General features: G+C 66.0%; 28 protein-coding genes and 1 tRNA gene. 14 read left to right on the top strand and 15 right to left on the bottom strand.

Translation table 11 applies throughout. The features are described 5' to 3' along the window. The first annotated feature begins 18 nt into the window (after positions 1–18). Positions 19–1,002, top strand: coding sequence for a zinc-binding alcohol dehydrogenase family protein (locus ELX51_RS17525; RefSeq protein ID WP_248305175.1), 984 nt, complete (start codon positions 19–21; stop codon positions 1,000–1,002). A gap of 93 nt (positions 1,003–1,095) precedes the next feature. Here the strand turns inward: ELX51_RS17525 and ELX51_RS17520 are convergent. From ELX51_RS17520 to hemC, 6 genes are all read right to left on the bottom strand, one after another. Next, a tRNA-Thr gene (locus tag ELX51_RS17520) sits at positions 1,096–1,171 on the bottom strand. A gap of 475 nt (positions 1,172–1,646) precedes the next feature. Next, entirely contained in the window at positions 1,647–2,576 is a 930-nt protein-coding gene (locus ELX51_RS17515; RefSeq protein ID WP_127754700.1) for a tartrate-resistant acid phosphatase type 5 family protein, read from the bottom strand. 113 nt (positions 2,577–2,689) lie between these two features. Next, the gene (locus tag ELX51_RS17510) at positions 2,690–4,060 is read right to left on the bottom strand and encodes a heme biosynthesis HemY N-terminal domain-containing protein (RefSeq protein ID WP_127754699.1); all 1,371 of its coding nucleotides are present in this window, start codon (positions 4,058–4,060) and stop codon (positions 2,690–2,692) included. Then, complete coding sequence (locus tag ELX51_RS17505; RefSeq protein WP_127754698.1) at positions 4,057–5,574, bottom strand: hypothetical protein; 1,518 nt, start codon at positions 5,572–5,574, stop codon at positions 4,057–4,059. Before ELX51_RS17505 ends, ELX51_RS17510 begins: the two co-directional genes overlap by 4 nt. A 25-nt stretch (positions 5,575–5,599) precedes the next feature. After that, positions 5,600–6,334, bottom strand: a complete 735-nt coding sequence (locus ELX51_RS17500; protein WP_164854905.1) for a uroporphyrinogen-III synthase — start codon at positions 6,332–6,334, stop codon at positions 5,600–5,602. Beyond that, positions 6,331–7,272, bottom strand: a complete 942-nt coding sequence (gene hemC / locus ELX51_RS17495; RefSeq protein WP_127754696.1) for a hydroxymethylbilane synthase — start codon at positions 7,270–7,272, stop codon at positions 6,331–6,333. Before hemC ends, ELX51_RS17500 begins: the two co-directional genes overlap by 4 nt. 78 nt (positions 7,273–7,350) lie before the next feature. Between hemC and tsaD the strand changes: the two genes are divergently transcribed. The 4 genes from tsaD to ELX51_RS17475 are packed head-to-tail and all read left to right on the top strand — an operon-like array spanning position 7,351 to position 10,118. Beyond that, positions 7,351–8,406: a tRNA (adenosine(37)-N6)-threonylcarbamoyltransferase complex transferase subunit TsaD gene (tsaD, locus tag ELX51_RS17490; protein WP_127755364.1), complete on the top strand. Its 1,056-nt coding sequence runs from the start codon at positions 7,351–7,353 to the stop codon at positions 8,404–8,406. Then, positions 8,396–9,382, top strand: a complete 987-nt coding sequence (locus ELX51_RS17485) for an NAD(P)H-dependent glycerol-3-phosphate dehydrogenase (protein WP_127754695.1) — start codon at positions 8,396–8,398, stop codon at positions 9,380–9,382. The genes tsaD and ELX51_RS17485 overlap by 11 nt, the downstream gene beginning before the upstream one ends. A gap of 3 nt (positions 9,383–9,385) precedes the next feature. Next, the gene (locus ELX51_RS17480; protein ID WP_127754694.1) at positions 9,386–9,679 is read left to right on the top strand and encodes a YciI family protein; all 294 of its coding nucleotides are present in this window, start codon (positions 9,386–9,388) and stop codon (positions 9,677–9,679) included. Between the two features lie 4 nt (positions 9,680–9,683). Continuing rightward, the gene (locus ELX51_RS17475; RefSeq protein ID WP_127754693.1) at positions 9,684–10,118 is read left to right on the top strand and encodes an EVE domain-containing protein; all 435 of its coding nucleotides are present in this window, start codon (positions 9,684–9,686) and stop codon (positions 10,116–10,118) included. Between the two features lie 355 nt (positions 10,119–10,473). Here the strand turns inward: ELX51_RS17475 and ELX51_RS17470 are convergent, their stop codons facing one another. From ELX51_RS17470 to dapF, 4 genes are all read right to left on the bottom strand, one after another. Continuing rightward, entirely contained in the window at positions 10,474–11,091 is a 618-nt protein-coding gene (locus ELX51_RS17470; RefSeq protein WP_127754692.1) for a septation protein A, read from the bottom strand. Positions 11,092–11,196: 105 nt separating this feature from the next. After that, positions 11,197–12,471, bottom strand: a complete 1,275-nt coding sequence (ftsY, locus tag ELX51_RS17465; RefSeq protein WP_127754691.1) for a signal recognition particle-docking protein FtsY — start codon at positions 12,469–12,471, stop codon at positions 11,197–11,199. A gap of 84 nt (positions 12,472–12,555) precedes the next feature. Beyond that, positions 12,556–13,821: a tRNA (N(6)-L-threonylcarbamoyladenosine(37)-C(2))-methylthiotransferase MtaB gene (mtaB, locus tag ELX51_RS17460; RefSeq protein WP_127754690.1), complete on the bottom strand. Its 1,266-nt coding sequence runs from the start codon at positions 13,819–13,821 to the stop codon at positions 12,556–12,558. Beyond that, complete coding sequence (dapF, locus tag ELX51_RS17455) at positions 13,821–14,669, bottom strand: diaminopimelate epimerase (protein ID WP_127755363.1); 849 nt, start codon at positions 14,667–14,669, stop codon at positions 13,821–13,823. The genes mtaB and dapF overlap by 1 nt, the downstream gene beginning before the upstream one ends. Before the next feature lie 311 nt (positions 14,670–14,980). Here dapF and ELX51_RS17450 point away from each other — a divergent pair, with 311 nt between their 5' ends. The 5 genes from ELX51_RS17450 to fumC all read left to right on the top strand — a co-directional run bounded on the left by ELX51_RS17450 (position 14,981) and on the right by fumC (position 19,744). After that, the gene (locus tag ELX51_RS17450) at positions 14,981–16,183 is read left to right on the top strand and encodes a GNAT family N-acetyltransferase (protein WP_127754689.1); all 1,203 of its coding nucleotides are present in this window, start codon (positions 14,981–14,983) and stop codon (positions 16,181–16,183) included. Then, positions 16,180–17,124, top strand: a complete 945-nt coding sequence (locus ELX51_RS17445; protein WP_127754688.1) for a cupin-like domain-containing protein — start codon at positions 16,180–16,182, stop codon at positions 17,122–17,124. Before ELX51_RS17450 ends, ELX51_RS17445 begins: the two co-directional genes overlap by 4 nt. A gap of 93 nt (positions 17,125–17,217) precedes the next feature. Continuing rightward, positions 17,218–17,898, top strand: coding sequence for a transglycosylase domain-containing protein (locus ELX51_RS17440; protein ID WP_248305174.1), 681 nt, complete (start codon positions 17,218–17,220; stop codon positions 17,896–17,898). 143 nt (positions 17,899–18,041) lie between these two features. Beyond that, positions 18,042–18,221 carry a 50S ribosomal protein L32 gene (rpmF, locus tag ELX51_RS17435; protein WP_127754686.1) on the top strand — a complete coding sequence of 60 codons (180 nt, stop codon included), beginning with the start codon at positions 18,042–18,044 and terminating at the stop codon, positions 18,219–18,221. A gap of 122 nt (positions 18,222–18,343) precedes the next feature. Then, positions 18,344–19,744 carry a class II fumarate hydratase gene (gene fumC, locus ELX51_RS17430; protein ID WP_127754685.1) on the top strand — a complete coding sequence of 467 codons (1,401 nt, stop codon included), beginning with the start codon at positions 18,344–18,346 and terminating at the stop codon, positions 19,742–19,744. An 84-nt stretch (positions 19,745–19,828) separates the two neighbouring features. Here the strand turns inward: fumC and ELX51_RS17425 are convergent, their stop codons facing one another. Together ELX51_RS17425 and gloB are read right to left on the bottom strand one after the other, a co-directional pair. Beyond that, positions 19,829–20,098: a hypothetical protein gene (locus ELX51_RS17425; RefSeq protein WP_127754684.1), complete on the bottom strand. Its 270-nt coding sequence runs from the start codon at positions 20,096–20,098 to the stop codon at positions 19,829–19,831. Between the two features lie 144 nt (positions 20,099–20,242). Further along, positions 20,243–21,010 carry a hydroxyacylglutathione hydrolase gene (gene gloB / locus ELX51_RS17420; RefSeq protein ID WP_127754683.1) on the bottom strand — a complete coding sequence of 256 codons (768 nt, stop codon included), beginning with the start codon at positions 21,008–21,010 and terminating at the stop codon, positions 20,243–20,245. Between the two features lie 99 nt (positions 21,011–21,109). Between gloB and ELX51_RS17415 the strand changes: the two genes are divergently transcribed. From ELX51_RS17415 to ELX51_RS17405, 3 genes are all read left to right on the top strand, one after another. Then, entirely contained in the window at positions 21,110–21,841 is a 732-nt protein-coding gene (locus tag ELX51_RS17415; protein ID WP_127754682.1) for a methyltransferase domain-containing protein, read from the top strand. A gap of 88 nt (positions 21,842–21,929) precedes the next feature. After that, complete coding sequence (gene hisC, locus ELX51_RS17410; protein WP_127754681.1) at positions 21,930–23,021, top strand: histidinol-phosphate transaminase; 1,092 nt, start codon at positions 21,930–21,932, stop codon at positions 23,019–23,021. Then, positions 23,018–23,965, top strand: a complete 948-nt coding sequence (locus tag ELX51_RS17405; protein ID WP_127754680.1) for a prephenate/arogenate dehydrogenase family protein — start codon at positions 23,018–23,020, stop codon at positions 23,963–23,965. The genes hisC and ELX51_RS17405 overlap by 4 nt, the downstream gene beginning before the upstream one ends. Here the strand turns inward: ELX51_RS17405 and ELX51_RS17400 are convergent, their stop codons facing one another. Continuing rightward, positions 23,966–24,937, bottom strand: coding sequence for a DUF2125 domain-containing protein (locus tag ELX51_RS17400; protein WP_127754679.1), 972 nt, complete (start codon positions 24,935–24,937; stop codon positions 23,966–23,968). Between the two features lie 101 nt (positions 24,938–25,038). Here ELX51_RS17400 and ELX51_RS17395 point away from each other — a divergent pair, with 101 nt between their 5' ends. Next, complete coding sequence (locus ELX51_RS17395) at positions 25,039–25,590, top strand: gamma-glutamylcyclotransferase (protein WP_248305173.1); 552 nt, start codon at positions 25,039–25,041, stop codon at positions 25,588–25,590. Here ELX51_RS17395 and ELX51_RS17390 read toward each other — a convergent pair. Next, positions 25,587–25,931, bottom strand: a complete 345-nt coding sequence (locus ELX51_RS17390) for a hypothetical protein (protein ID WP_127754677.1) — start codon at positions 25,929–25,931, stop codon at positions 25,587–25,589. The two genes, ELX51_RS17395 and ELX51_RS17390, sit on opposite strands and share 4 nt — an antisense overlap. 126 nt (positions 25,932–26,057) lie before the next feature. After that, the gene (locus ELX51_RS17385) at positions 26,058–26,864 is read right to left on the bottom strand and encodes a lysophospholipid acyltransferase family protein (RefSeq protein WP_127754676.1); all 807 of its coding nucleotides are present in this window, start codon (positions 26,862–26,864) and stop codon (positions 26,058–26,060) included. Positions 26,865–26,920 lie beyond the last annotated feature (56 nt).

Genomic DNA, 26,920 nt, shown 5'->3' with positions numbered 1-26,920 from the left:
CGTTGGGGGAGCAGCAAAGTGGCGGCAGGGGTGATGCGGGCGGCGGTGGTGCGGGCGCCGGGCGGGGCCGAGGTGTTGAGGATCGAGGAGCGACCGATCCCCCAAGCGAAGGACGGCGAGGTTTTGATCCGCGTCCGCGCCTTTGGCGTCAACCGGTCCGAGCTTTACACAAGGCAGGGCCATTCGCCGGGCGTTTCCTTCCCCCGCATTTTGGGGATCGAAGCGGTGGGGGAAGTGGCCGAGGCTCCCGGCGGCGATTTCAGCGTCGGGGACCGCGTCGCTACCGTCATGGGTGGCATGGGGCGGCAGTTCGATGGCGGCTATGCGCAATATTGCGTTGTTCCGGCCCGCCAGGTGCGGCGGGTCGAGGCCCAATTGCCCTGGGAAGTGCTGGGGGCGCTGCCCGAAATGGGGCAAACGGCCTGGGGCGCGTTGTTCAAGGGGCTGCGCCTGCAGCAAGGCGAACGGCTGTTGATCCGTGGGGGCACCACATCGGTGGGGCTCACCGCCGCGAGCCTTGCCGCGCGGTTGGGCGCGGAGGTGATCGCCACCACAAGGCGCGAGGAGCGGCGGGACCTGCTCGAGCGCTTCGGGGCGCACCATGTGATCATTGACGGCGGGGAGATTGCCCCGGCCGTGCGCGCCCAGTGGCCTGAGGGGGTGCACAAGGTGCTCGAGTTGGTGGGCACGACAACGCTACGCGATTCGCTGGCCTGCGCTGCCGAAGGGGGCATTGTGTGCTCAACCGGCATGGTGGGCGACGCCTGGACGCTGCCCAATTTCGAGCCGATGATCGACGTTCCCCATCTGGTTGGTTTGTCGACCTATGCCGGCCGGGTGGAGGAATTTCTGGAAATGCCGCTCAATGAGATGGCGGAGGACGTGGCGGCCGGGCGACTGCTGCTGCCGCTCGGACCCCGGTTTACGCTTGAGCAGATCGCTGAAGCGCATCGCTGCATGGAGGAAAACCGGGCGGGCGGGAAAATCGTGGTGGTGACCTGAGGGGGCGCGTGGCCGGGGCAAGAGAGGCGGCCTCGTGGCGCTCACGCAAAGCATGCCGATATGGACGGCAGCCAGAACATCAGGGGGGAAAAGTGGTGCCGCTTAGGTGACTCGAACACCTGACCCCATCATTACGAATGATGTGCTCTACCAACTGAGCTAAAGCGGCAACGCAGGCGGAGATAGCAGGGGGCGCGGGGGTTTGCAAGGGTTGCTGCGTGGGGGGCGGGCAGGATCTGTGCGCGGCCGTGTTGCGGCGTTGCAGCAGCGGGGCGGGGTGGACGGGGGGGACTTCTTGCTTCCTGCTTCTCTCACGAGGGGACGGTGGGACTGGGGGATGGCTCGGGGCCAAACGGCCCCCCTCCCCGGCCCTCCCCGCGAGGGGGAGGGTGGGGATCGGGGCTTTCGTCGCGTTTTGCTTCAGTAAGGCCCTGTGGCGGAGGCGGCGGCCCTCGTGGGGTGTTGAGGGAACCCCCTCCCTTGATCCCTCCCCACAAGGGGGAGGGTTTCGCCTGCGGCTCTGGTGGAAAAGGGAGTTTTTGGATGGTGCGGAGGCAGGGCGGATACCATCCCGGACAGCCGCTCGAGCAAGGCCCCCCAGGCAAGAGCGAGGGTCGAGGGTTGCGTTGCAGTGACCAAAAAAATCAGGCGGGGATGGTGGCTTGGTGGAGGGGGGTGCCGGTTTGGTCGATGAAGGTGATCTCGAGGCGGTCGGGGGCGAGGGTTGCGGATAGAAAGCCGAGGGATGCGGCGGCAAAGCCTGGGGGCTCGACGGGGGTGACGGGGCGCTGTTCGGCGCCGCCGCCGCTGGTGAGGAAATGGATGCCGTCGCGTTCGGCGTGTTCCAGATTGTGGTCGTGGCCGTTGAGATAGATTTGGACGCGGTGGCGTTGCAGGATGGGGAGGACGCCTTCGACGAGGGCAGGGCTATCGCCATGGGCGCCGTGGGAAAATACGGGATGGTGCCCGACCACGATCTTCCAGCGGGCGGTGCTGGCGCCCAGCATCGTATCGAGCCAATCGAGCTGGGCGCGGGCGGCGGCGCCGGTGAAAAACCAGCGATTGCCGAAGTTGAGGTTCACAAGGCCCGTGGTGTCGAGGAAAAAGAAATCGGCGCCAGTGCCGTCGATGAGGCGGTATTGCTCGACATAATAGCGGGCGGGCAGGGTCCAGCGGTCGCTGCGCAGGGCATAGGCGAGCTCGGCATCGGGCTGGCCGCCGTAATCGTGATTGCCCAGCACCACATACCAGGGCACCTGGAGGGCCGGATCGGCATAGATGGTTTCAAAGGCCGCCTGCCAGAGCGGATCGGCGGTGTCGGCGACGCCGCGATCATAGAAATTGTCGCCGGTGGAAATGATGAAGGCGGCGGCGCGGGTTCTGGCTTCCTGCGCCAGTTGGGCGGCGACGGTGGTGGCATCGGCGAGGGCGCGGGGCTGGCCCCAATCCCCCAGAGCGAGGAAAGACAGGGTTGCGGGAGCGGGCGGCGCGGCTGCGCGGACGGGGCCGAATAGCCAGGGAAGCGTGGCAAGGGCGCCGGCGCCCCCAAGGAACTGACGCCGCGATGCACTCATAAGCCCGATGCTCCCATGGGGCGGCGCCCCTCAAGCCCCGTCTGACGTCGGGGCGCGGTGCGGCGCCGGGAGGCCATCCTCAGCCCCGATCTGGGCGGGATGGTGGCGGCTGCTTACTGGCTGGCGGGTTGGGCCAGGGGCAGGGGTTCGGCGGCGACGGCGGGCAATTGGCTCGGCGTGGTTTCGAGCGTGGGGCGGTGCACGGCGGTGACGGGCACTTTCCATTCAAAGGCGTCGAGGCGGCCCGAAACGGGGGAAATGGGCTCCCACTCGTCGGAGGTGATGCCATCGGCGGTCCAGACCGGATCGCGCGGGGCGCGCACGGCGCGGGCGAGCCATTCGCGCGCCTTGCCCTGATCGCCATTCTGGCCTTCCTCGATTTCGGCCATGAGGGTGCAAACGCCCTGGGTGGCTTCGGGGCCGTTGAAGGGGGCAAGGGCATTGCGCGCGAGGGGCCAATCATAGGCATCAATGGCGGCGCGGGCCAGAACCATGGCGGCGGCGCGCGTCGCCGGCGGGGTTTCGATCAGTTCGCGCACACGCTTGAGGCGCTCCAGCGCCGAAGCGCCGGGCTGGGCATTGGCGTAAAGAGCGGCAGCATCGGGGTGGCCGGTGGCGCGCCAGATGCGGCGGAGCAGGCTCATGGCCTTGCGGGTTTCGCCGCGATTGATGTGGATGCGCGCGGCAATGAGGGCGGCGGGCACGAAATCGGGCAGGAGCTTGAGGGCGGTCAGCGCGTGGTCGAGCGCGACGAGCGGATCGGTGTTTTCCGCTTCGCGGGCGCGGGCGGTTTCGATCACGGCCTGGCGGCGGCGCTTGACGGCGCGCTCCTCGCGATTGGCGACGGGCTCGGCATTGACCATGGCCACGGCTTCCGCCCATTGGCCATTACGGGTGAGATCATCGAACACGGCCGAGGCCGCCCAGCCGCTGGCCGGCGCGAGGGCCAGAGTTTTGCGGGCAAAGGTGAGGGCGGCGTCCGAGCGGTTCTGGGCGCGGGCCTGGTCGTAAAGGCCGGTCAGGGCCGCAACGGCGGTTTTTTCGCTGGCGATGAGGGCACGGTAATGCTCGCGGGCGGCGGACATGTCCCCGAGCGCGAGATCGGCGCGCGCCTCGAGCAACTGGGCGGCGGCATTGCCGGGCAGGCGCGCCTGGGCTTCGCGCGCCAGGGAGCGGGCGCGAGCGGGATCACCGGACTGCAGGGCGATAAAGGCGTCCGACAGTGCGTCGACACCCTGCTCCTTGCGGCGTTCGCGACCCCGGCGGGCGAGGGAGCCGGGGGTGGCCAGGACGCGGCTGACGATCGACCAGACGAGGATGATGAGCGCGGCCACCAAGAGCAGCATGAAGATGGCGGCGCCCAACTGGGGCTGCATGCGATAGCCCGCGACTTCAAGGGTCAGCGTGCCGGGCAAGGCGATCAGCCAGGCGATGCCGGCGGTGATGAGGAGGCTCGCGACAATCCAGGAGGCAAGTCGGATCATGATGCGGCCTCGCCACTCAGCGCCTGGGCCCGCAGGGTATCAAGGAAGCGGGCCGCTTCCGCTTCGGTTGCAACCAGGGTTGGCACGTCGCCCGCGGCGGCGCGCATCGGCTCGGGCAGTTGGGCAAAGAGCGCCTCGGCGGCCGCCCAATCGCGACGGGCGATCGCCGCTTCAAGGCGCGTGACGATGGCTTCGGGGTCATCGCCTTCACGCTCGCCCACCGGACGGATGGCGACGGCGGAGCGCAGCCAATCCAGCGCGCCCTCGGCCCAGCCGGCCTGTGGGTCGGCGGGGCGGCCCGCGAGAATGGCGGGCAAAACCTCGTTGAAGCGCTGCGCCACCTGATCGGGTCGGGCAATGCCGGTGGCGGCGCCATTGGCGATAGGCAGCGGGATGGAGACGGCCGGCAGCGCGGCGCGCAGGGCACCCAGCTCGGCCTCATAGGGGCGACCCGTGCTGAAAGCGGCTTCAAGGCCCGAAAGGATCAGGGGCAGCTGCAGCACGGCGCCGATATCCTCGGGCTGGCCCGCCAAGGTCGCGGTAGTTTGCGCGACGGCGGTATCGAGATTGCGCAGATTGGCTTCGGTGGTGCCGAGGCGCGCGGCCAGTTCGTCAACGCGCGGCGGCAGGGCGTTGAGTTGGTCGACCTGGGCGGGGAGCGTTTCGAGCTGGGCAACCTGCGCCGGAAGAGCGCTGAGCTGTTCGACCTGAGCGGGAAGGGCACTGAGTTGCTCGACCTGCTGGGGCAGGGTGCTGAGCTGGTCCACCCGACCGGCGAGACCAGCAAGGTCGGTGCGGAGCGCCTCGAGGGCGGCCGGATCGGCCGGGACTGCAGCGCCAGGGGGTGCAGCAGGCGTTCCGGGGCTAGTGGCGGGAGCGGCGGGGCGGGCGTCGAGTTCGTCGATCCGGGTCTGGAGGGCGGCGATCTGGGTTTCTATGCCGCTCAGGTCCACCGGTGCCGCAGCGGGTTCGGGGGCGGCCGGCTCGGCCGTTTCCAGTTCGGCAATGCGGCTGTGGAGCGCTGCCAGCTCGGCCTGGGTGGTTTGGGTGACGGTTTCGAGCTCGGGAATGGCGCTGGCGAACTGGGCGAGACGCGGATCCTCGGGCGCCGGCGGGGGCGTGGGCAGATCGGGGGTGGGCCAGAGGCCGGCAAAGGCGAGGCCATAAGCGGCGGCAAGGCCGAGCAGCCCCCCGCCAACAACAGCGCCGGCCGTGGCGCCGGTGCGGGAACCCGACCTGGCCGTTGTGGGGGCAGGAGCCGCATCGCGGGAGGAGCCCAAGGGCGAAGATTTGGGCGCGGATTTGGGCGCCGGGCCGGGGTGGGGCCGATCGGCCTTGCCGCTATCGCTGTCGCCGGGGCGCGCCTTGAGGTCGAGCACGGGCGGCTTCACAGGCCCGGTGCGGGTTTCGGCCGGCTTGCTGTCCTGGGGCGCAGCGTTGGGGGAGCCGGCATCCTTGGCTGCGGGATCGGCCGGTTTGGCAGTGCCGTTCTTGGGGTCGGTATCGTCGGCCATCAGCAGGCTCCCTGTGGTTGTCCGATCATGGCGCAGTTTGCTCGCGGGTGAAAGCCAGGGCCAAGGCCATCATGGCTTCTTCACTCGGATGATCAGCCAGCCCGATGCGGTTGAAATGGGCCGAGATCAAGGGCTCGGCCACGGCTTCCGAAAGACACAGCATGGTGGAGGCGCTGCGCTCCTTGTGGTCGAGCTTGCCTTCGAGCAGCTCAACGAAGATTTCGGCGGTGCGCCGGGAATAAAGCAGCGTCGCATCGATGCTGCCATCGGCAAGCTGCCTGATCACCGGCTCGGGCAGGGCATCCACCGCGACCATGTCATAAACGCGGGTGGTCACCACCATGAGCCCGAACGGGGCGAGGGACTTGCCGAGGTCGTGGCTCATATGCTTGCCGGCGGGATAAAACACCGGACCATCGAGGCGCGCGCGCACCAGGGCATTGACCAGCTCGGTTGCGGTGCCATCGGCACTGACCACGTCGGTGCAGCCCATCTGGCGGGCTTCCCAGGCGGTGCGGTCGCCCACGGCAAAAACGGGCAGGTGAATATAATGCTCGAGGGCACCCCGATCGTCGAGGGCGCGCAGGGCATTGGCCGAGGTGACGGCCATGGCGGCAAAGCCATCCTGGGGCGGCAGGCTGGAATCAAGGGTCAGCCGGGTCATCAACGGGGCAACGAGCCCGGTTATGCCGAGGGCTTCGAGGCGCAACAGGGTGGATTGCGCATCGGGCTCGGGGCGGGTGACGAGCATGGTGGTCATGAGCGGGCCCACTGCGCGAGCCATTCGGTGCCGGCCTGGGCGACGAGGTCTTCGCCCACGGCGCGGCCAAGCTCGGCCGTATCGGTGCCGGTGGCGGCGCTGTCAAAGGCCATGGCGCCATCAAGGCTGAGAATTTGGCCCTTGAGGGTCAAGGTGGTCCCATCCCAGACGGTGCGCGCGCCAACAGGTGTGCGGCAGGAGCCATCGAGCACGGCGAGCATGGCGCGTTCGGCCTCGACGGCGCGGTGGGTGGTGAGGTGATCGAGTGGGGCAACGAGCTCGGCCGCGCGCGCATCGTCGCTGCGCACGGCAACGCCAATGGCGCCCTGGGCGGGGGCGGGCATGTAGATATCGGGATCAAGCAGCGCGGTGGCGCGATGGGTTTCGCCCAGGCGATTGAGACCGGCAAGGGCCAGCATGGTGGCATCGGCGATGCCATTGGTGAGCTTTTCGAGCCGGGTGCCGACATTGCCGCGGAAGGGGACGATGTCGAGATCGGGACGCTGGCGCAGCACCTGGGCGGCGCGGCGAATGGAGGAGGTGCCAAACTTGGCGCCTTCGGGCAGGGCGTGGATGCCCTCGAAATGGACCGAGATGAAGGCGTCGCGCACATCTTCGCGCTCAAGGAAGGCGGCGATGCGGATGCCGCCTGGCAGGCGCGTCGCCACATCCTTGGAGGAATGCACGCCGATATCGACGCGGCCATCGAGCATGGCGTCGTCGATCTCCTTGGTGAAGAGCCCCTTGCCACCGATATCGAGCAGGCTGCGATTGGTGGCCTGGGTGCGGTCACCGGCGGTGGAGATGACCTCGATGGCGATCTCCTCCTCGGGAACATGGTGCAGCGCGCACAGCCGGCTGCGCACCAGGCGCGCCTGAGTGAGGGCCAGCGGGGAGCCGCGGGTACCGATCCGGATGAAGAACTGGGACGATTGCAATTTCTTGGCGTCCTATAGTAGGCAGAAGCTCCCGAGGGAGTAGACCAGTTCAACGTGACCGGGCAAGCGCAAGCGACCATATTGGGCATAGAGACCAGCTGCGACGAAACCGCCGCAGCCGTGGTTGTGCGCGAGCAATCCGGCAAGGGCGTCATTCGTTCCAATGTCGTGCGCTCGCAACTGGATGAACATGCAGCCTTTGGCGGGGTGGTGCCCGAACTGGCGGCGCGGGCGCATGTGACCTATCTCGACCACATCATTGCGCAGGCCTGCCGCGAGGCGGGAATAGCGCTCGATGAGGTGGATGCCATTGCGGCAACGGCCGGGCCGGGCCTGATCGGCGGGGTGCTGGTGGGGCTGACCACCGGCAAGGCGCTGGCCGCCGCGCTGGGCAAGCCGTTCTTGGCGATCAATCACCTCGAAGCCCATGCACTGACAGCGCGGCTGACCAATGGGGTGCAGTTTCCTTATCTGATGCTGCTCGTGTCCGGCGGGCACAGCCAGTTCGTGCTGGTGCGCGGCGTCGGGGATTACGAACGCTGGGGCACCACCATCGACGATGCACTGGGCGAGGCCTTCGACAAGGTGGCCAAGCTGCTCAGCCTTGGTCATCCCGGCGGGCCGGCGGTGGAGCAAACGGCGCTCGCGGGCGATCCCAAGCGGTTCCGCTTTCCCCGGCCGCTGCTGCGCGAAGCGCGGCTCGATTTTTCCTTTTCCGGGCTCAAGACCGCAGTGCGGCTGCAGGCCGAAGCGCTGGCGCCGCTGAGCGACCAGGATGTGGCCGATATTGCCGCGAGCTTTCAGGCCGCGGTGGCCGAGGTGGTGGCGGTGCGCGCCGGCCAGGCGCTGGAGCGGTTCGCGGCCGAGTTGCCTGACGCCCCGCCGGTGCTGGTGGTGGCGGGGGGCGTGGCGGCCAATCGCAGCATTGCCGCGGCACTGGACGCGGTCTGCCGCAAGGCGGGGGCGCAGCTGGTGGTGCCGCCCATTGCGCTGTGCACCGATAATGGCGCGATGGTGGCCTGGGCGGGGGCGGAGCGGTTTGCGCTGGGTGTGCGCGATGGGCTCGATGCGGTGGCGCGGCCGCGCTGGCCGCTGGATCTGCCCGACATGAAGGTGACCCCCGATGCGGCTTGAAACCGCTCTGGTGGTTGGCGGTGGTGCCTGGGGCACGGCCCTGGCGCAGGCCGCTGGCATGGCCGGGCGTGGCGTGACGCTCCTCGTGCGGGACGCGGCGCAGGCCGAGGAAATCAACAGCGCCCACACCAATGGGCGTTACCTGGGCGAGCAGGCGCTGCTGCCCGGATTGCGGGCAGTGATGACCGCCGAGCTGGCAGACTTTGTGATCATGGCTGTGCCGGCGCAGGCGACCCGCGCGGCCTTGCGCGGGCTCGATCCCGCGCTGCTCGCGGGCAAGCCGGTGGTGCTGAGTGCAAAAGGGCTGGAAGCGGGGAGCCTGCAGCGGCAAAGCGAGATTTTGGCCGATGTGGCGCCCGAGGCGGTGCCCTTCGTGCTCTCCGGCCCGAGCTTTGCTGCCGATGTGGCGGCGGGGCGCCCGACCGCGGTGACGCTGGCGGGGGATGATGCGGGGGACAGCTCGGCGCTGGCCGCAGCGCTGGCCGGCCCGCATTTTCGCCCCTATGCGGCCGATGACCGGATCGGGGTCGAGGTGGCGGGCGCGCTCAAGAATATTTATGCGCTGGCTTGTGGCGCCGTCGAGGGTGCGGGGCTGGGGTTGTCGGCGCGTTCGGCGCTGATCGCGCGCGCTTACGCCGAAATGTCGCGGCTGGTGGTGGGTATGGGCGGCTCAACCCGCACGCTGACCGGCCTGGCAGGATTGGGCGATCTGTGCCTGACCTGCACCTCGCCGCAATCGCGCAATTACCTCTTCGGCATTGCCCTGGGGCAGGGGCGCACGGTCGCCGAAATCATGGGGGCGGGCGCCAAGCTGGCCGAAGGGGTGGCCACGACGCCCGTCGCGGCAGCGCTGGCGCGCCGGCTAGGCGTGGATGCGCCGTTGGTCGATGCCGTGGACCAAGTGCTCAATCAACACGCTGGAATTGAAGACGTGGTGGCGGGCCTGATGTCCCGGCCGCTCAAACGAGAGGACTGAACTATGCTTTACGCCATGATCGCCAAGGATAAGCCCGGCACGATGGAGCAGCGGCTCGCGACGCGCCCGGTGCATTTGGAGCATCTGGAAAGCCTTGGCCAGACCCTGCGGCTCGCCGGCGCCCTGCTCGACGAGGCCGGGCAGCCCGAGGGCTCGCTGATGGTGGTGGAAGCCGAGAGCCTCGAGGCCGCCACGGCGATGTTCATGGCCGACCCTTTCATCAAGGCGGGGATCTTCGGCAGCTACGAGATCAAGCCCTGGCGCGTGGCGTTCGACCACATGTCGCCCAAGGCCTGACCCGGTGGCCTATTGGCTGATGAAATCGGAGCCCAACGTGTTCTCGTTTGAGGACATGATGGCCAAGACCGCGCGCGGCGAGCCCGAAGCCTGGCATGGCGTGCGCAATTATGCGGCGCGCAACAATATGCGGGCGATGCAGATCGGGGACGAGGCGTTTTTCTACCACTCCAATATCGGCAAGGAGATCGTGGGGATCATCCGGGTGATCGCGCTCGCCCATCCCGACGATACGGCCGAGCTCAATGCCAAGGGCGAAGTGGTGTGGGAGTGCGTGGACGTGGAAGCGGTCAAGCCGCTGCCGCGGCCGGTGACGCTGGCGACGATCAAGCAGACGCCCGAGCTGGAAGAGATCGAGCTGCTGAAGCTGTCGCGGCTGTCGGTGTCAAAGGTGCGGCCCGAGGAATGGGCGCTGATCTGCCGGATGGGTGGGCTGTAGTTTTCAGCCATCCGGCGCGCGGATGGGGAGCCGCGGGATTATTGCTAAGCTTTTGGGAGCGCTGAGGCGGCAGGTTCGCACTGCTGGCGGCGCGCGGAAAAATCTTGGGATGGGCCCCGGCTTGGGGCCGGGGTGACAATCGGGTGTTTGGATAGGCTTGTGGGTGGGCTGATGGACCCCCACCCCTTGGCCATTCGAGCATAGCTCTCATGGCCTTCTCACCTCGGAGCGCTCCACTGGAGCGCTCCGCCGCCTTCGCGGACGGCTCGAAGCCCCTCAAGGGGGAGGGAGGGCAGGGACCTTGCGCCCGGTGCGCTTGGCCCCAGGCCGTGTCACAGAGGCCAAGTGACCAAAACTAGGTTTCGACGACCACCGGGGGGACGTGCGTGGGCTCGCTCGGGGGAGCGTATTTGGTGAGGAGGCTGAGTTGGCTGAGGGAGAACAGCACAGTCAGCGGCATCACGCCCCAGACCTTGAAGGTGACCCAGAAGTCGGTGGAGAAATTGCGCCAGAGCACTTCGTTGATGACGGCAAGGACGAGGAAGAACAGGCCCCAGTTGAGGGTCAGCTTGCTCCAGCCTTCGGGGCGCAGCTTGTAGACGTCGCCAAAGACGTATTTCAGCAGCGATTGGCCAAAGAGGAGGCCGCCCAGCAGCACCGCGGCGAACAGGCCATTGGTGATGGTGGGCTTCATCTTGATGAAGGTTTCGTCCTGCAGCCAGAGCGTCAGGCCGCCAAACACCAAGACGACCACGCCCGTGACCAGTGGCATGACCGCGATCTTGCGCAGGATCAGCCAGGAGGCAAGGAGCGAAACGACCATGGCTCCCATGAACCAGGCCGTCGCGGCAAAGATATCGGCGCGGCTGTTGACGATAAAGAAAACGACCAGCGGCCCCAGTTCGAGACCGAGCTTGATCATCTGAGGCCGAAGTTCGTCCCAGGCGATCTCGGGTTCGGCTTGGTTGGGCATTGTTGCATAACTCTTGTTACTTGCGCAGCAGTCTGGGGTGAGTTGCCCGAAACGGCAAGGGATCACTAGGACCTAAGCATGGTGATAATTAGGCTGAGGGCCGGATTATTCCCGGCCCGCGATGGCGCGCGCGAAGTCGGCGGCGGCAAAGGGCTCGAGATCATCGACCCCTTCGCCCACGCCGATGAAGTGGACGGGCAGGCCGAAGCGCCTGGCAATGGCGACGAGAATGCCGCCGCGGGCGGTGCCATCGAGCTTGGTCATGACGATTCCGGTGATGCCGGCGCGGGTGCCAAAGATCTCGGCCTGTTTGAGGGCGTTCTGGCCGGTGGTGGCATCGAGCGTCAGGAGCGTGGCGTGCGGGGCGGAGGGGTCGACCTTCTTGATGACGCGGATGATCTTTTCGAGCTCGTTCATCAGCTCGTCGCGGTTCTGCAGGCGCCCGGCGGTATCGATGATGAGGATGTCGCGCCCTTCGGCCTTGGCTTGCGTGACCGCATCAAAGGCGAGACCCGAGGCGTCCGAGCCTGCGGGGCGCGACACGACGGGCGAGCCGGTGCGGTCGCCCCAGATCTGAAGCTGCTCGATGGCGGCAGCGCGGAAAGTGTCGCCGGCGGCCAGGAGCACGGAGCGGCCTTCGCCCGTCCATTTTTGCGCGAGTTTGCCGATGGTCGTGGTCTTGCCCGAGCCGTTGACGCCCACCATCAGCACCACGAACGGCTTGTGGGTGGCGTCGATGTGGAGGGGCACGGCGACGGGAGCGAGGACCTTTTCCACTTCGGCGGCGAGCACGGCGCGCACATCGTCGCCGGTCACTTCGCGGTTGAAGCGGTCGCGGCGCAGCGTATCGGTGATGGCGGTGGCGGTGTCGATGCCCAGATCGGCCTGGATCAGCACGTCTTCCAATTCATCGAGCGTGGCGGCATCGAGCTTGCGCTTGGTGAAGACGCCGGTGATCGAGGTGGTGAGCTGGTCCGAGGAGCGCTTGAGGCCGGTGGAGAGGCGCTGGAACCAGCCCAAGCGCACGGGCTCGGCGGTGGCGGGCGCGGGTATGACGGGAACGGCTTCGGGCACGCCCTCGGCCAGATGGGCGGCGGTGGCGGCTTCGGCTTCCTCTTCGAGCTCCTCCACATAGGCGGGGGTAGTTTCGGGCGGGCCGGGGAGCAGCTCGTCGGGCGCGGTCTCGTCAATTTCCGGCTCGGGCGTGGGCGGCACCGGCTCGGGTGCTGGGGCCTCGAGTTCGGGCTTGAGCGTGGGCTGAGCGTCCTCGGGCAGGGTTTCGGGCGGCGCGGGGATCGGCTCGGCGGGGGTGGGCTTGGGTTCCTCGCCGATGATTTCGCCCCACAGGCGCTTGAAGAAGCCGGGTTTTTCTTGTGCCATTGTTGTTGCTCCTCAAGCTTTTTCTTGTGCGGCAGCATGCTGCGACAGGCGCAGGATGCGGGGGTAGGCGAGTGCGTCAGGCGCTCAGGCAGCGGCCTGCAGCGCCTCGCCAACCAGACCTTCGGGCGTGGTGCCCGTGATGCGAACGGCGAGCAGGTCGCCCGGTTGCGTGCCGGGGACGGCGACGGGCATGAACTGCTCGGTGCGTCCGAGGCCCTCGCGCTCGACCAGCACATGCTCGATCTGGCCGACCCGCGCTGCGGCGAGCGCGGCCCATTGCCGGTCGCCGGCGGCGCGCAGCAGGGCCGCGCGTTCGCGCGCCACGGCTTTGCTCACCTGGGGCATGCGCGCGGCGGGGGTGCCGGGGCGCGGGGAATAGGGAAAGACGTGGAGATAAGTCAGCCCCGCCTCGGCCACGATGGCGAGCGTGTTGGCGAACATGGCGTCGTCTTCGGTGGGGAAGCCCGCGATGATATCGGCGCCAAACACCATGTCGGGCCGTAGGCTGCGCAGCTTGTCGACGATGGCGAGCGCATCGGCGCGGCTGTGGCGGCGCTTCATGCGCTTCAAGATCATGTCGTCGCCCGACTGCAGCGACAGATGCAGATGGGGCATCAGGCGGCGATCGCCCGCGACCACGTCATAAAGTGCCTCATCGGCCTCGATGGAATCGATGGAGGAGATGCGCAGGCGCGGCAGGTCGGGCACATGGCGCAAAATGGCCTGGGCGAGTTTGCCTAGGGTCGGGGTGCCGGGCAGGTCGCCGCCATAGGAGGTGATGTCCACCCCGGTCAGCACCACTTCCTTGTAGCCATTGGCGACGAGCTTCTTGCACTGGTCGACGACGAGGCCCATCGGCACCGAGCGCGAGGGGCCGCGGCCAAAGGGGATGATGCAGAAGGTGCAGCGGTGGTCGCACCCGTTCTGGACCTGCACGAAGGCGCGAGCGCGCCCATCCATGCCCTCGATCAGATGGCCTGCGGTTTCCCGCACGCTCATGATGTCGTTGACCTGGACCTTGTCGTTGAGCGGGGTGCCAAAGACCATGGGCGCGTAGCTTTTGGCCTCGAGCTTGTCGGCATTGCCGATTACGAGATCGACCTCGGGCATGTCGCCGAACGAGCGCGCTTCGGTCTGGGCGGCGCAGCCAGTGACGATGATGCGCGCCTCGGGATTGTCGCGCCGCGCCTTGCGCACGGCCTGCTTGGCCTGGCGGACGGCTTCGGCGGTGACGGCGCAAGTGTTGACAATAACGGCGTTGTCGAGCCCGGCCTTTTGGGCTTCGGTCTTCATCACCTCGGCTTCAAAGGCGTTGAGGCGGCAGCCAAATGTCAGGGTTTGAACTGCCATCAGGCGGCCTCGCTGCGCGTCCAGGCGCCGGTGGCGGGATCGAGGGTGCCGGCCCATTCGGTTTGGGCAGGGCCGGTCAGCACCACATGATCGTCCCCTCGCCATTCGATGACGAGATCGCCGCCGGGCAGGGTGACCGTCGCCTTGCGGGCGGTGCGGCGGGTGCGGGCGCCATTGACCACGACAGCGCAGGCGGCGGTGCCGCAGGCTTCGGTCAACCCAGCGCCGCGCTCCCAGGTGCGCAGCACAATGCGATCGGGCGCGAGGACCTGGGCAATGGAGATATTGCAGCGCTCGGGAAAGATCGGATGATTTTCGAGCATGGGCCCGAAGCGATCAAGCGCAAAGCCCCAGACATCGGTGTGCACCCAGAAGGTCGCATGCGGATTGCCCATGGACGCGACCGAAGGAGAATGGAGTACGGGCGCATCGATGGGCCCGATCTGCAGCTCGATCTTGCGGGTATCGGCAAATTCCTCGGCCAAGGGGATTTCGTACCAGGCGAGCTTGGGTGTGCCCATATCGACGGTGATCGAGCCATCGGGATGTTCGTCGCCGGTGAGGAGGCCCGCGACGGTTTCGAACACGAAACTCGTGGTGCCGGTCTGGGCGGAGAGCGCCTGGACGACGCAGCGCATGCCGTTGCCGCAGGCCTGGGCGCGCGAGCCATCGGAATTGATGATGTCGACCAGCGCCGCGGTGCCGGGGATGCGGGGATCATGGAGGGCCATGATCTGATCAAAGCGAGTGCCGGGCGTGGCGTTGATGGCAATGGCCGCTTCGGGCGTGATGCGGCCGGCGCGGCCGCGCAAATCGGCCACGATGATCTGGTTGCCCAGCCCATTCATTTTCCAAAACGGCACGCCGTCCACGTTCGGCCTCGCTGCCCAGTGTTGTTGCAGGGCCCTATATGGCGGATCGGGCGGCAAATTGCCAGTGCGGCGCCATGTCTGGACCAGGGCGGGCAATGGAGGTGGCCTCAGGGCCCATTATTACAATTAAGATTGGATTTAAAAGGGTTTACCGCAAGATCGGCTTAACCAAGCAAGCAGCCAAAGCGCGTCACGCTCACCCTTTTGCGATAAAAGGCGGGCGTCGGAACTAAGCCGTTTGGCGGATGGTGAGCAGGCGCGATGGTTAACTGCCAGGGAGAGCTGGAGTGAGCGGGCGAGCAATGGCGCCCCAACTGCTCACGCGCGCCGGTGCCCGGCGGCACAGCCATGCCCAGCATGTGCTTCGCCTGCCGGTGGCGCAGGTGCCGCGCGCGCCCTGGGAGGCGCTTGGCGGCCGCAGCCTTGAGCCCAATGGATTTTTCGATCCTGGTTTTGCCCAGGCGGCATCGCGCCATGCCTGGAACGGGCGGGGCAATGATGCGCTGGTGGCGTTTGATGGTGCCGGCCAGGGGCGTATGCTGGCTTTCCTGCCGGTGGTGAGCGCCTGGGCGGCGCTGCGCCTACCGGTGCCGGCGCTGGTGGCCCGGCAACCCTATACAGTTTTGTCGAGCCCGCTGCTTGATCCTGAGCGGGCGGTGGAAGCCGCCGGGGCGCTGATCGATGGTGCGGCAGGGGCGGGCGCCCATCTGCTGGTGTTGCCTTTTGCCCGGCTGCAAGGACCGACGGCGGACGCGATCGCCGAGGCCTTGGCGCGGCGGGGCATTGCGCCGGCTGAGGTCGACAATGCCCATGAGCGCGCCGCCTATGCATCGACGGGCGACGTCGAGAGCTATCTGCGCGGCGGCATGGGGGCCAAGCGGCTCAAGGAAATGCGCCGGTTGCGCCACCGGCTGGAGGATGAAGGCGCGGTAGCGTTCACCGTTGCCGACCGGCCCGACACCATTGCCCCGGCGGTGCAGCGCTTTCTTGCGCTTGAAGCCAGCGGCTGGAAGGGCAAGCAGGGCACCGGCCTCGCGCAAGCGCAGGGCGATGCGCGCTTTGTCGAACTGGCGGCGCTGGATATGGGTGCGCGCGGTGGCTTTGAAGTGGCGGAACTGCAGCTCAATGGACGCACGATCGCGGCAGGGCTGGTGCTCAAGGGCGCGGGCCAGGCGCTGTTTTTCAAGATTGCTTATGACGAAAGCATGGGGCGGGTGTCGCCGGGCGTGCAGCTGACGCTCGAGATGACGCGGCGCTTTGCCGAGGACCCCGAGATCAGTTTTGTCGACTCCACCGCCGCCGCTGGCCATCCGATGATCGACCATATCTGGCGCGAACGCCTCGCCGTGGGGGATCTGCTGATCCCGACCCGCGCGGGCGATCCCGTGGCCGCTGCCATTGTCCGGCTCATCAAAGCGCGGCGTCGCGCGCGCGAGCAGGCCAAATCGCTTCTGTTGTCTCTTCGAAACCGCAAGGAAAAACGCTTATGACCAGCCTTTTGACTGCGCCTAACTCTGCCTTCCAATCGCTGTTTCCGCTGAAACCCTTTCGCATCACCCACGGCCTTGTGGGCGATCCGCGGCTGACGCTGCCGGCGATCCTCGAACTCGTCAAAGCGCTGCCGCGCGACCGGATCGAATATAATTCGGGCAAGGCGGCGGTGAGCCAGGATCCGTCCACCACTCCGCTGGTGGAGCTCGACCCCGAAGAGGTGATCAGCCAGATCGAAACCGCAGGCGCCTGGATGGTGCTCAAGCGCATCGAGCATCACCCCACCTATAAGGCGCTGCTCGAAGACGCGCTGATGTCGGTGGCATCAGCGCAGGGGCACAAGAGCCTTGCCGATGCCGGCTTTTCGGACATTCAGGGCTTCTTGTTCGTGTCCTCGCCCAATTCGACGACGCCCTTCCATCTCGACAGCGAAGACAATTTCTTTGTGCAGATCCATGGCGACAAGGAGTTTGCCGTCTACGACAACGAGGATCGCTCGATTGCGAGCGAAGACCAGATCGAGCATTGCATCACCAAGCATCGCAATCTCAAATTCGAGGAGCGGTTCGTAAGCAAGGAAATGCTCAATGCGCTCAAGCCCGGCGAAGGCGTGTTCGTGCCCTATCTCTGGCCGCACTGGGTGCGCACCAAGGACAGCTATTCCATTTCGGTGGCGATCACCTGGAAGACCGCCGAGGTGAAGCGCCGCAACGATCTTTACATATTCAATTCCATGCTGCGCGGCCGCGGCCTGCCGCAACAGGCGCCCGGCAAGCAGCCCGCGCTCGATGCCGCCAAGCTGGCGGTGTTCGGCACGGTCAATGCGGTGGTGTCGCCCTTCCGCAAGAGCGAGGCCATTCGCAAGCTGGTGCGCTCGGTCGTGCTGGGCAAGGACGCCAATTACTACTACCGCGCCGGCAAGGCGCAGAAGGCCAAATAGCCGCGCCCAGGCCGCAAAGGCTTTGCCCGCGGCCCTGTCTTGGGTAAGGCAGGGTTTATGGCAAGTGCGCGCAAAGCAAAAGGCTGGCGGCGAGTGCTGCGCTTGGGAGGCGCGGCGCTCGCCGTGCTCGTCGCTGTTCCGCTGATCCTCGCGCCCGCCTACCGGTTCATTGACCCGGTCTCGGTGCCCATGCTCGAGCGCTATCTCACTGGGCGGCCGGTGGTGCGGCAATGGCGGCCGATCGATGATATCTCCGACCGGCTCAAGGCGGCGGTGATCCTGTCGGAAGACGGGCTGTTCTGCCGGCACTTGGGCGTGGATGTGAGCGCGCTGCGGGCCGAGGTCGACAATTTCCTGGCCGGCAAGCCGGCGCGGGGCGCGTCCACCCTTTCCATGCAGGTGGCGCGGAACCTGTTTTTATGGAACGACCCCGACCCAGTGCGCAAAGTGCTGGAAATTCCGCTCGCGCTGTATCTCGATCTGGTGCTGCCCAAAAAGCGGATCATGGAAATTTATCTCAATATTGCCGAATGGGGGCCCGAAGGGCAGTTCGGGGTGGCGGCGGGGGCGGAGCGCGCCTTTGGCCGCGAGCCGCAGAACCTTGACTGGCGCACGGCGACGCTGCTGGCGGCCGCCCTGCCCAACCCCATGCTGCGCCAGCCCGGCAAGCCCTCTCGGGGCATGGTGCGCATCGCCGGGATCGTGCAGCAGCGGGCACAGCAATTTGGCGAGCGGGCGGCCTGTGTGGGGGAGGGCGGGCAGCTGGCGCTGTGAGCGCGGAATGCGCCAGCGGGCTTGCGAAAAAGGCTAGGCAAGCCCGCGGACTTGCTTTATAGAGCCCGTCAATCCCGCAGAGAGCAACACGTCTCTGGGCCGCTTCTGGCGGCGCAACGATATCGAATATTGGAGTTTTTGCCATGGCAGTGCCAAAACGAAAGACCTCGCCGATGAAGCGTGGCTTCCGCCGTTCGGCCGATGCGCTGGCCGCACCCGCCTATGTCGAAGACAAGGACTCGGGTGAGCTGCGCCGTCCGCACCACGTTGATCTCAAGACCGGCATGTATCGCGGCCGGCAGATCCTCGACGTCAAGAAGTAACGGCGAGCGGCGCCTTGCGCTGGCTTGTCTGAGAGTTTTTGCGGCCGATTCCTCCGGGGATCGGCCGTTTTTCGTTTGCAGTGGCCGCGAAGGCGGCACCAAGGACCACCGGAGTTTTCCCAATGAGCATGCGCGTTGAATCGGATTCCATGGGCACCATCAATGTGCCCGGCGACAAGTATTACGGCGCGCAGACGGCACGCAGTCTGGCCAATTTCGATATTGGCGGGGAAAAGATGCCCAAGGAGATCGTGGTTGCCTTCGGTATCCTCAAAAAGGCGGCGGCGCTGGCCAATCACAAGCTCGGCCTTTTGGACGAGGCAACGCGCGACCTGATCGTGGCGGCCGCAGACGAGGTGATCGCGGGCAAGCTCGACGAGCACTTCCCGCTGGTGGTGTGGCAGACCGGCTCGGGCACGCAGAGCAACATGAATGTCAACGAGGTGATCTCCAATCGCGGCATCGAGCTGGCGGGTGGGACCATGGGCTCCAAAAAGCCGGTGCACCCCAATGACCATGTCAATATGAGCCAGTCGAGCAACGACACCTATCCGACGGCGATGCATATCGCGGCGGTCGAGGCGCTGGAGAACTATCTGTTCCCGCGGGTGGAAGTGCTGCGCAACACGCTGGCGTCGAAGTCGGAAGAATTCATGGATGTGGTCAAGATCGGCCGCACCCATCTGCAGGATGCCACACCCCTGACGCTGGGGCAGGAAATGAGCGGCTGGGTCGCCCAGATCGACCTCGCGCTCAAGGCCATCCGCGCGACGCTCCCCCAGCTCTATGAGCTGGCACTAGGCGGCACGGCCGTGGGCACCGGGCTCAATGCCCATCCCGAATATGCCGAAACAGTCGCGGGCGAGATCGCGTCCCTGACGGGGCAGCCCTTTGTCACCGCCCCCAACAAATATGCCGTGATGGCCGGGCACGACGCCTTTGTGGGCACCTCGGGGGCGCTCAAGCAGCTGGCGGCGGCACTGATGAAGGTCGCCAATGACGTGCGCTGGCTGGCTTCAGGCCCGCGGTCGGGCCTGGGGGAGCTGACCATCCCCGAAAACGAGCCGGGCTCCTCGATCATGCCGGGCAAGGTCAATCCGACGCAGTCGGAAGCCATGACCATGGTGGCGGTGCAGGTGATGGGCAATGACGCGGCAATCGGCTTTGCCGCCTCGCAGGGCAATTTCGAGCTCAATGTGTTCAAGCCCGTGATCGCCTACAATTTCCTGCAATCGGTGCGGCTGCTGGCCGATGCGGCGCGCTCGTTCAACGACAATTGCGCCATCGGCATCGAGCCTGATCGCAAGCGCATCAACGAGCATCTCAACAATTCGCTGATGCTGGTGACCGCGCTCAACCGCAAGATCGGCTATGACAATGCCGCCAAGATCGCCAAGAACGCGCACAAGACCGGCACGACCCTCAAGGAGTCGGCGGTGTCGCTGGGGCTGCTTACGCCCGAAGAGTTCGACGCGGAAGTGAAGCCCGAAAGCATGGTCGGGCCGATCCAGCTCAAGAAGTAAGAACCGGAAGACCAGCATCGCCAGAGACTGCTGCGCAGTCTCGGCGGGCTCGGTAGGCGCCAGAACCCTGCGGGTTCGGCGGTTTTACACCACAAGGGTCTTGCGGTAGCCCTGGGGCAAGCGGCGCACGGCCATGCGGGCGCTGTCGGCATAGGCGTGGAGCGCCCCTTCCACCGAGCCGCGCCGACGCGAGCGCTGGGGCGGCAGATGGTGCCGTTCGGCAAGGAGCTGGCTGACAAAGGCGGCAGTGGTGGCGGTGCGCTCGAGCGAGGGCCGGGGCGCGGGCGGGCCGATCAGAACCGGCATGCCCGGGGCAATCTCGAAAGTGCTGTCGCTGTCCTCGCCCAGTGCCATTGCGCGCCTCCCGCTTGGGATCGTCCTCTTCTCAAGAAGGACAACGACCCTGCGGCAATAAAGTCGCAGAGCCCGGCGCATAGGTAAACAAATTCTTAACACGCGAGCTGAGGTTTTCCTCGGCTTGGTTAAGTCCAGGGCCGTTTAGAAGTTGTCCTTGCCCTTGCGGATGGCCGCAAAGACTTCGCCGGGGCTGGCGCCTTCGAGCCCATAAAAGCGCGCGAGCACCGGCTCGTCGGCGCGCAGGAACGGGTTGGCGAGGCGCTCTTCGCCCAGGCGCGACGGGATGGTGGGCATGCCCGCGTCGCGCAGGCGGGTGACCTCGGCAGCGCGGGCCTTGAGGGCTTCGTTGTCGGGGTCAATCGAAAGGGCAAAGCGCGCATTGCTGGCGGTATATTCATGGCCGCAATAGACCAGCGTATCGGCGGGCAGGTCGCGCAGCGCCTTGACCCCTTCCCACATCGGCCCTGGCGTGCCTTCGAACATGCGCCCGACGCCCAGCGAGAAGAGTGCATCGCCGCTGAACAGGTGACCGTTCTTGGCATCGTGGAAGACGATATGCCCGAGCGTATGGCCGGGCGCGGCGTAAACGTTGAAACGGGTTTCCCCGAGCGTCACCGTGTCGCCGGCTTCGACGAGCTCGTCGAGCCCTTCGATCTTGCCCGCTTCGGCGCGGGGACCGACGACGCGGGCGTTGAACTCGGATTTGAGCTCGGGAATGGCTTCCACATGGTCGATATGGTGGTGGGTGATGAAGATATCGGACAAGGTCCAGCCGCGGCGGGCCAGCGCCATCTTGATCGGGCCGGCCTCGGGCGCATCGATGGCGGCAGTGCGGCCGGTCGCCGTGTCATGGGCCAAATAGCCGTAATTGTCGTCGCGTGCCGGAAAAACCTCGACGATCAAACCCATGGTGCCGCTCCTTGTTGCTGGTGCCCTTAGCTAGGAAGCCCGGCCGGGGAAGGCAACCTCCGATTAGACAAGTCCACCGGGGTTTGGCACAGTTGGGCCATGACCAGCGATGTTGTGCGCCTGATCGAATATTACAAATCCCCGCTTGGCCGCATTTCGCGGACGCTGGTGCGCGAACATGTCGTTGCGCTGGCGGGGCAGGTGGAGCGCAAGCGGGTGCTGGGGCTGGGGTTCGCTACCCCTTATCTGCGCTTTGCGCTGGAGCGGGCCGAGCGCGTGCTGGCCTTCATGCCGGCGCGGCAGGGGGCTTCGGCCTGGCCGCGCGAAGGGCCGAGCTGCACCGTGCTGTGCGATCCGCTGGAAATGCCGCTGACCGATGCGGCGATCGATCTGACCATTGCCGTGCATGCGCTCGAGCATATTGCCGATGCCGAAGAGCTGATGCGTGAGCTCTGGCGCATCACCGCGCCCAATGGGGAATTGATCCTCGTTGTGCCGCGGCGGCGGGGGATCTGGGCGCAGCGCGACACCACCCCGTTCGGCACGGGCAATCCTTATTCAGGCAGTCAGCTGGAAAAACTGCTGCGGGACCACAGCTTCGTGCCTGAAGCGTGGCGCGACGGGCTGTTCTTGCCGCCCATTCAATCCTCGCTGGTGCTCAAATCCACCCGGTTCTTCGAGGGGGCGGGACGGCTGTTGGGACCCGCAATGTCCGGGGTGATCTGCGTGCGCGCGAGAAAGGAAGCCTTTCCCGCCGTGCCGCGGCGCAAGCGCGAGGAGCGCTTCGTCAAGGTGCCGGTGCTCAATCCCGCCACGGCCCGCGCGCAATAGCGGGCAGGTTCGGCCTGGGGTGCAATGCCCCCTTTGCCTTTGGGGCCCGAGCGCATATGGTCCGGCGCAATTCAGCCAAGACGAAATCATGCCCGATCCCATCCGTCCCACGCCGCAAGCCGGCATTCTCGAGATTGCGCCTTATCTGCCGGGAAAATCCGGCGCGCCGGGCAGCAAGGCCATCAAGCTTTCAGCCAATGAATCCCCGCTTGGCGCGAGCCCCAAGGCGCTTGCAGCGCTGCGCGAGGCGGTGATCCATCCCGAGATCTATCCCGAGGGCTCGTCGCGCCTGTTGCGCGAAGCGCTGGGGGACGTGCATGGCATCGATCCCGCGCGCATTGTGTGCGGCAATGGCTCGGACGATCTGCTGCATCTGCTGGCGCAAATCTATCTGGGTGAGGGCGAAGAGGCGGTGATGAACCGCTATGGCTTTTCGGTTTATCCCATCATCACCCGGGCGGCGGGGGCGCGGATCGTCCTTGTCGACGAGCCCGCATATCGTGCCGATGTGAACGCGATCCTCGCGGCCGTTACGCCTCGCACCAAGATCGTCTGGCTGGCCAATCCCAACAATCCCACCGGGACCTATCTCAATTCAGCCGAGGTGGCGCGGCTGCATGCCGGCTTGCGCCCCGACATCCTGCTCGTAATCGACAGCGCCTATGCCGAATATGTGACGGCGGCGGATTATTCGGTCGGGCTGGATCTCGTGGCGGCGCACGAAAATGTCGTGATGGTGCGCACCTTCTCCAAGATGGGGCTGGCGGCCGTGCGGGTCGGCTGGATGGTGGGGCCCGAGCATGTGATTGACGCGATCAACCGCATTCGCGGGCCGTTCAATGTGAACCTGCCGGGGCAGGTGGCGGCGGCGGCGGCAACGCGCGATGTGGAATTCACCCAGCGGCTGCGCGAGCACAATGCCCAGTGGCGCGAGTGGCTCAGCGCCCAGCTGGCCGGCAATGCCATGCGGGTGGTGCCGAGCCAGGCCAATTTCATCCTCGTCCTCTTCGAAACGCCGGCCGAAGCGGCCAGCGGTTTCGAGCGGCTGGCGGCGGCCGGCTATATCGTACGCGAGGTCGGCGCCTCCTACGGCATCGAGAATGGCCTGCGCATTTCCATTGGGTCGGAGCAGGCGATGCGCGACGTGGCAGCAGTGCTAAAATCGGGAGCGGCGCAATGAGCGTGAAGTTCAAGAAACTCGCCCTGATCGGCATTGGCCTCATCGGCTCGTCCATTGCGCTGGCAGCGCGGCGGCAGGGCCTGGTCGATCACATCGCCATTTCCACCCGCAAGCCCGAAACCCTGGCGGAAGCCGAAGCGCTGCAGCTGGGCGACAGTTATACGCTCGACCCCGCCGAAGCGGTGCGCGACGCCGATCTCGTGATCCTCTGCACCCCTGTAGGTGCCTATAAGAGCGTGATGGAGGCGATTGCGCCTTCGCTGGCGCCTGGCGCTATTCTTTCCGATGTGGGCTCGGTCAAGGAACATGTGGTCAAGGTGCTCCAGCCCCTCTTGCCCGAAGGAGTGCAGCTGATCCCGGGGCACCCGATTGCCGGCACCGAGCATTCCGGCCCCTCGGCGGGGTTCCCCGAGCTCTTTGCCGGGCGCTGGTGCGTATTGACGCCGGGGCCCGAAGTGGACCCGGCCGCGGTGGAAAAACTCTCGGCATTCTGGCGCGCCATGGGCAGCCAGGTCGAGTGCATGGATGCGGCGCATCATGACATGGTGCTGGCGATCACCAGCCACGTGCCGCATCTCATCGCCTACAATATCGTGGGCACCGTTGCTGACCTCGAGGCCGATACCAAATCGGAAGTGATCAAGTTCTCGGCGTCCGGTTTCCGCGACTTCACCCGCATTGCCGCTTCCGATCCGGTGATGTGGCGCGACGTGTTCTTGACCAATCGCGATGGCGTGCTGGAAATGCTGGGGCGGTTTCTCGAGGATTTGGCCGTGTTGCAGCGGGCGGTGCGCACCGGGGACGGGCCGGCCCTCGAAGCCATGTTCACGCGCACCCGCGCGATCCGGCGCTCGATCATTTCGGCGGGGCAGGAAACGGCTGCGCCCGATTTCGGGCGGCCCCATGAGGCGCCGCCAGCGGCAGAGGGCGACGAGAAGGCCTGATCAGAAGAGGGGCGGCACGGCCCCGATCGGGATCAGGCCCGAGAACACGCCGCCAGCGCGGAAACTGAGGATATTGGTGTGGCTGCCATCGGCCGCCGGGGTGCCGAGGACGAGGGTGCGGATGGGCTCCTGCAGATAGGGGCCGACCCGTTCGGCGACACCAGTGGAATTGATGCTGATCTGGCCTTCGAGCTGGCCCTGCGGATCGAGCTGGATTTCCCCCTCTGCGGTCAGGGTCGAGGCGCCGTCCGTGGCGCGGGCCGACACGATGCGCAAGGTTGCGTCCACCGCCTGCATGGTGCGCAAGAGCAGCGGATCGTTCCAGATCCGGACATCATCGGGCAGGCCCGTCAGCTCCAGCTGGATTTCGCTGTTGGTGTCGGTGAGGGTGAGGGCGGGGTAGACGAGGTTCTGCGTGCGGGCATAACCGGCCAGCGAAGCCAGATGGCGATCGGGATCGTGCTGCTCGGGAATGTCGAGCAGGTGCAGTTCGCTCAGCGTGGCGGTGGCGATGGGCGCCTCCCCCATGAGGGGATTGGTCCAGACCAGGTCATGGGCCGAGACCGAAAGGCGCGAAATGCGCCAGTCATCGAGCCGCAGGCTGGCTTCGAGGCCGGACCAATCCAACGCATTGCGCGAGCCGGTAAAGGCATCGCTGACGCTGAGGGGGCCAAGCGCGGAGGCGAGGACATGGGTGGGGCGATAAACGAGGACACTGGCGCGAATGCCGGCGATATCGGCGCTCACATCCTCGATCGTGATGCGGGCGGGGCTGCAATCCACATCGAAGCGGAAAGGGTAGCCGGTGACGTTGAGGTTTTCGCAAACGACGCGGGGGCTGGTGACTCCATCGGCCTGGGCGAGGGCGGCGACCTGGGTGCGCACCTGGCCGGAAATGATGTACCAGGCGACGCTCCAGATCAGGAGAACGGCGACCACGACCACCACAAGAATTTTGATTCGTTTGCTCATAGCAGCCTTTCTAGCTCCGGTCCGGTAAAGGCCCAAGCGAAGTTCTCGGTTTTGCGCGAGGGGCGTTGACTGCGCCGCAAGGCGGGTGCAATCGGATGGGCATGGACAATGCTTCCCCGACCCAATGGGTTTTTGGCTATGGCTCGCTGATCTGGAACCCGGGTTTCCCGTTTGTGTCCAGCCAGGGCGGGCTGTTGGGGGGCGCGCATCGGGCGCTGTCGATTTACTCTTTTCACCATCGCGGCACGCCCGAACAGCCGGGACTGGTGTTCGGGCTGGCGCGGGGTGGTTCGTGCCGGGGCATGGTGTTTGAGGTTGCGCAGGCGGACTGGGCCGGTGTGCGCACCTATCTGCATGAGCGCGAGCAGGTCACCAGCGTTTATCGCGACGTGTTCCGGCCGGTGCGGCTCGAGGATGGGCGCGTGGTGCAGGCGCTGGCATTTGTGGTGGATGAGCGGCATGCGCAATATGCCGGCAGGCTGCCACTGGAGCGGCAGCTCGAAATGGTACGGCGCAGTTCAGGAATATCCGGGCGCAATATCGATTATGTGCTCAATACTGCCCGGCATCTGGCGGAACTGGGGATCAAGGACCGGCAGGTGATGGCGCTGGCCGAATTGTTGGCGCGCGAGGACGCGCCGGAGCAGAGTTAAGCGGCCGACCGGGTCTGGAGCGGAGCGGCGCCTTCGAGGTCCCAAACCGTGCTGAGCCGTTCATTTGCGGCGCCCGAGCTGCGCACGCGGAAGGCGCGATCGGCACAATCGAGCGCGAGGCGGAACCGCGTGCGGCTCATCGGGTCATTGACGAGGTCTTCGCTGGAGCCAACCCAAAGGGCGTGACCGCCCTTGGCGACCAAAAACAGGTCGTCGTCGGCCACCGAAAAATGCTCGAGATTTTCGCTCAGCAGGTCGTAAACCCGGCCCGAGCGGCCTTGCCAGTAGGTGGCGCGGCCAAAGCCTGCACCCAGAACAGTGATTTCGGCGGACGGGGCCATTTGGACGATGTCCTTAGCTGCGACAAGAACAAAATTAGAACAAAACTTTAGTCAAGTCAATGCTCTCGCAACATCGGTTCTAGATATAGTCCTGTCACGCTGAAAGGCCCCATATCTGGGGTTCTCTCAGGATTTTTCCGGTTTGCGCGCATTGACGCGGCGGCGCAGTTCTGGATCGATCGGACGGGACAGTCCTTGATCGACCGCCGTGAGAATCAGTTCATCTGAATCGGTCTCGATGGCTATTTTGAGTCGCTCCATGAATTCAGCGGGCGGTAGTCCCGCTTCAATGGGCGGCAGAAAACGGGCCTGGGCAGTGCCGGGCCAGATCAGGAAGCTGTTGCGCGGCCAGAACAGGCCTGAATTGAGCGCCACGGGTACCACCGGAACCTTGAGCTCGTTGTAGAGCCGTACGACGCCCTGGCGATATTGCGCGGGATCGAGGGGAGCGCGGCGCGTGCCTTCGGGGAAGATGACGATGCGGCAGCCGCGGCCGACAGCGGCGTGAGCCTGTGCCATCATCAAGGGGATGGCTTCGGCACCGCGCTTGCGATCCACTTCGATGCAATCGAGCGAGCGGGCGGCCCAACCGAAGAAGGGGATACGCATCAGCTCCTTCTTGACGATATAAGCGGGCCGGCCGGTGTAGGGGAAAATGGCAAACACATCCCAGTCGCTCTGGTGCTTGGCGGCGATGATGCAGCCGCCGGCCGGAATGTGTTCGGCGCCCGTGACCTCGGTTCTGACCCCGACGATCCAGCGCAGCATGGCGAGATTGGAGCGGCACCAATATTTGGCGAGCGCCCAGCCAGCGGGAGTGCGCTTGAGCCCGTTGAACAGCGCGATGGTGCCGATGCTGATGGCGACGAGGACGGTTTGCCCGATAAACAGCAGGTAGAACAGCGCCGAACGAAGTGCCTGGATGATAACCATGCGAAAGGGGCCTCCATTGCCCCTAGTCCATCCCGGCCGCTGCGCTAGGCAGCGGC

The organism is Devosia sp. 1566, assembly GCF_004005995.1.
Lineage (GTDB): Bacteria > Pseudomonadota > Alphaproteobacteria > Rhizobiales > Devosiaceae > Devosia.
This window is presented reverse-complemented; position numbering and strand designations above follow the sequence as displayed.

What these genes read in the sequence shown, in the direction of transcription:
- mtaB (WP_127754690.1), bottom strand. Translation starts at nt 13,821, where the DNA reads ATGGCAGTTCAAACCCTGACATTTGGCTGCCGCCTCAACGCCTTTGAA.
- ftsY (WP_127754691.1), bottom strand. Translation starts at nt 12,471, where the DNA reads ATGGCACAAGAAAAACCCGGCTTCTTCAAGCGCCTGTGGGGCGAAATC.
- ELX51_RS17470 (WP_127754692.1), bottom strand. Translation starts at nt 11,091, where the DNA reads ATGCCCAACCAAGCCGAACCCGAGATCGCCTGGGACGAACTTCGGCCT.
- ELX51_RS17485 (WP_127754695.1), top strand. Translation starts at nt 8,396, where the DNA reads ATGCGGCTTGAAACCGCTCTGGTGGTTGGCGGTGGTGCCTGGGGCACG.
- ELX51_RS17390 (WP_127754677.1), bottom strand. Translation starts at nt 25,931, where the DNA reads ATGGCCCCGTCCGCCGAAATCACTGTTCTGGGTGCAGGCTTTGGCCGC.
- ELX51_RS17480 (WP_127754694.1), top strand. Translation starts at nt 9,386, where the DNA reads ATGCTTTACGCCATGATCGCCAAGGATAAGCCCGGCACGATGGAGCAG.
- gloB (WP_127754683.1), bottom strand. Translation starts at nt 21,010, where the DNA reads ATGGGTTTGATCGTCGAGGTTTTTCCGGCACGCGACGACAATTACGGC.
- ELX51_RS17400 (WP_127754679.1), bottom strand. Translation starts at nt 24,937, where the DNA reads ATGAGCAAACGAATCAAAATTCTTGTGGTGGTCGTGGTCGCCGTTCTC.
- ELX51_RS17515 (WP_127754700.1), bottom strand. Translation starts at nt 2,576, where the DNA reads ATGAGTGCATCGCGGCGTCAGTTCCTTGGGGGCGCCGGCGCCCTTGCC.
- rpmF (WP_127754686.1), top strand. Translation starts at nt 18,042, where the DNA reads ATGGCAGTGCCAAAACGAAAGACCTCGCCGATGAAGCGTGGCTTCCGC.
- ELX51_RS17405 (WP_127754680.1), top strand. Translation starts at nt 23,018, where the DNA reads ATGAGCGTGAAGTTCAAGAAACTCGCCCTGATCGGCATTGGCCTCATC.
- ELX51_RS17395 (WP_248305173.1), top strand. Translation starts at nt 25,039, where the DNA reads ATGGACAATGCTTCCCCGACCCAATGGGTTTTTGGCTATGGCTCGCTG.
- ELX51_RS17415 (WP_127754682.1), top strand. Translation starts at nt 21,110, where the DNA reads ATGACCAGCGATGTTGTGCGCCTGATCGAATATTACAAATCCCCGCTT.
- ELX51_RS17500 (WP_164854905.1), bottom strand. Translation starts at nt 6,334, where the DNA reads ATGACCACCATGCTCGTCACCCGCCCCGAGCCCGATGCGCAATCCACC.
- fumC (WP_127754685.1), top strand. Translation starts at nt 18,344, where the DNA reads ATGAGCATGCGCGTTGAATCGGATTCCATGGGCACCATCAATGTGCCC.
- ELX51_RS17425 (WP_127754684.1), bottom strand. Translation starts at nt 20,098, where the DNA reads ATGGCACTGGGCGAGGACAGCGACAGCACTTTCGAGATTGCCCCGGGC.
- ELX51_RS17445 (WP_127754688.1), top strand. Translation starts at nt 16,180, where the DNA reads ATGACCAGCCTTTTGACTGCGCCTAACTCTGCCTTCCAATCGCTGTTT.
- ELX51_RS17510 (WP_127754699.1), bottom strand. Translation starts at nt 4,060, where the DNA reads ATGATCCGACTTGCCTCCTGGATTGTCGCGAGCCTCCTCATCACCGCC.
- hisC (WP_127754681.1), top strand. Translation starts at nt 21,930, where the DNA reads ATGCCCGATCCCATCCGTCCCACGCCGCAAGCCGGCATTCTCGAGATT.
- ELX51_RS17385 (WP_127754676.1), bottom strand. Translation starts at nt 26,864, where the DNA reads ATGGTTATCATCCAGGCACTTCGTTCGGCGCTGTTCTACCTGCTGTTT.
- dapF (WP_127755363.1), bottom strand. Translation starts at nt 14,669, where the DNA reads ATGAATGGGCTGGGCAACCAGATCATCGTGGCCGATTTGCGCGGCCGC.
- ELX51_RS17505 (WP_127754698.1), bottom strand. Translation starts at nt 5,574, where the DNA reads ATGGCCGACGATACCGACCCCAAGAACGGCACTGCCAAACCGGCCGAT.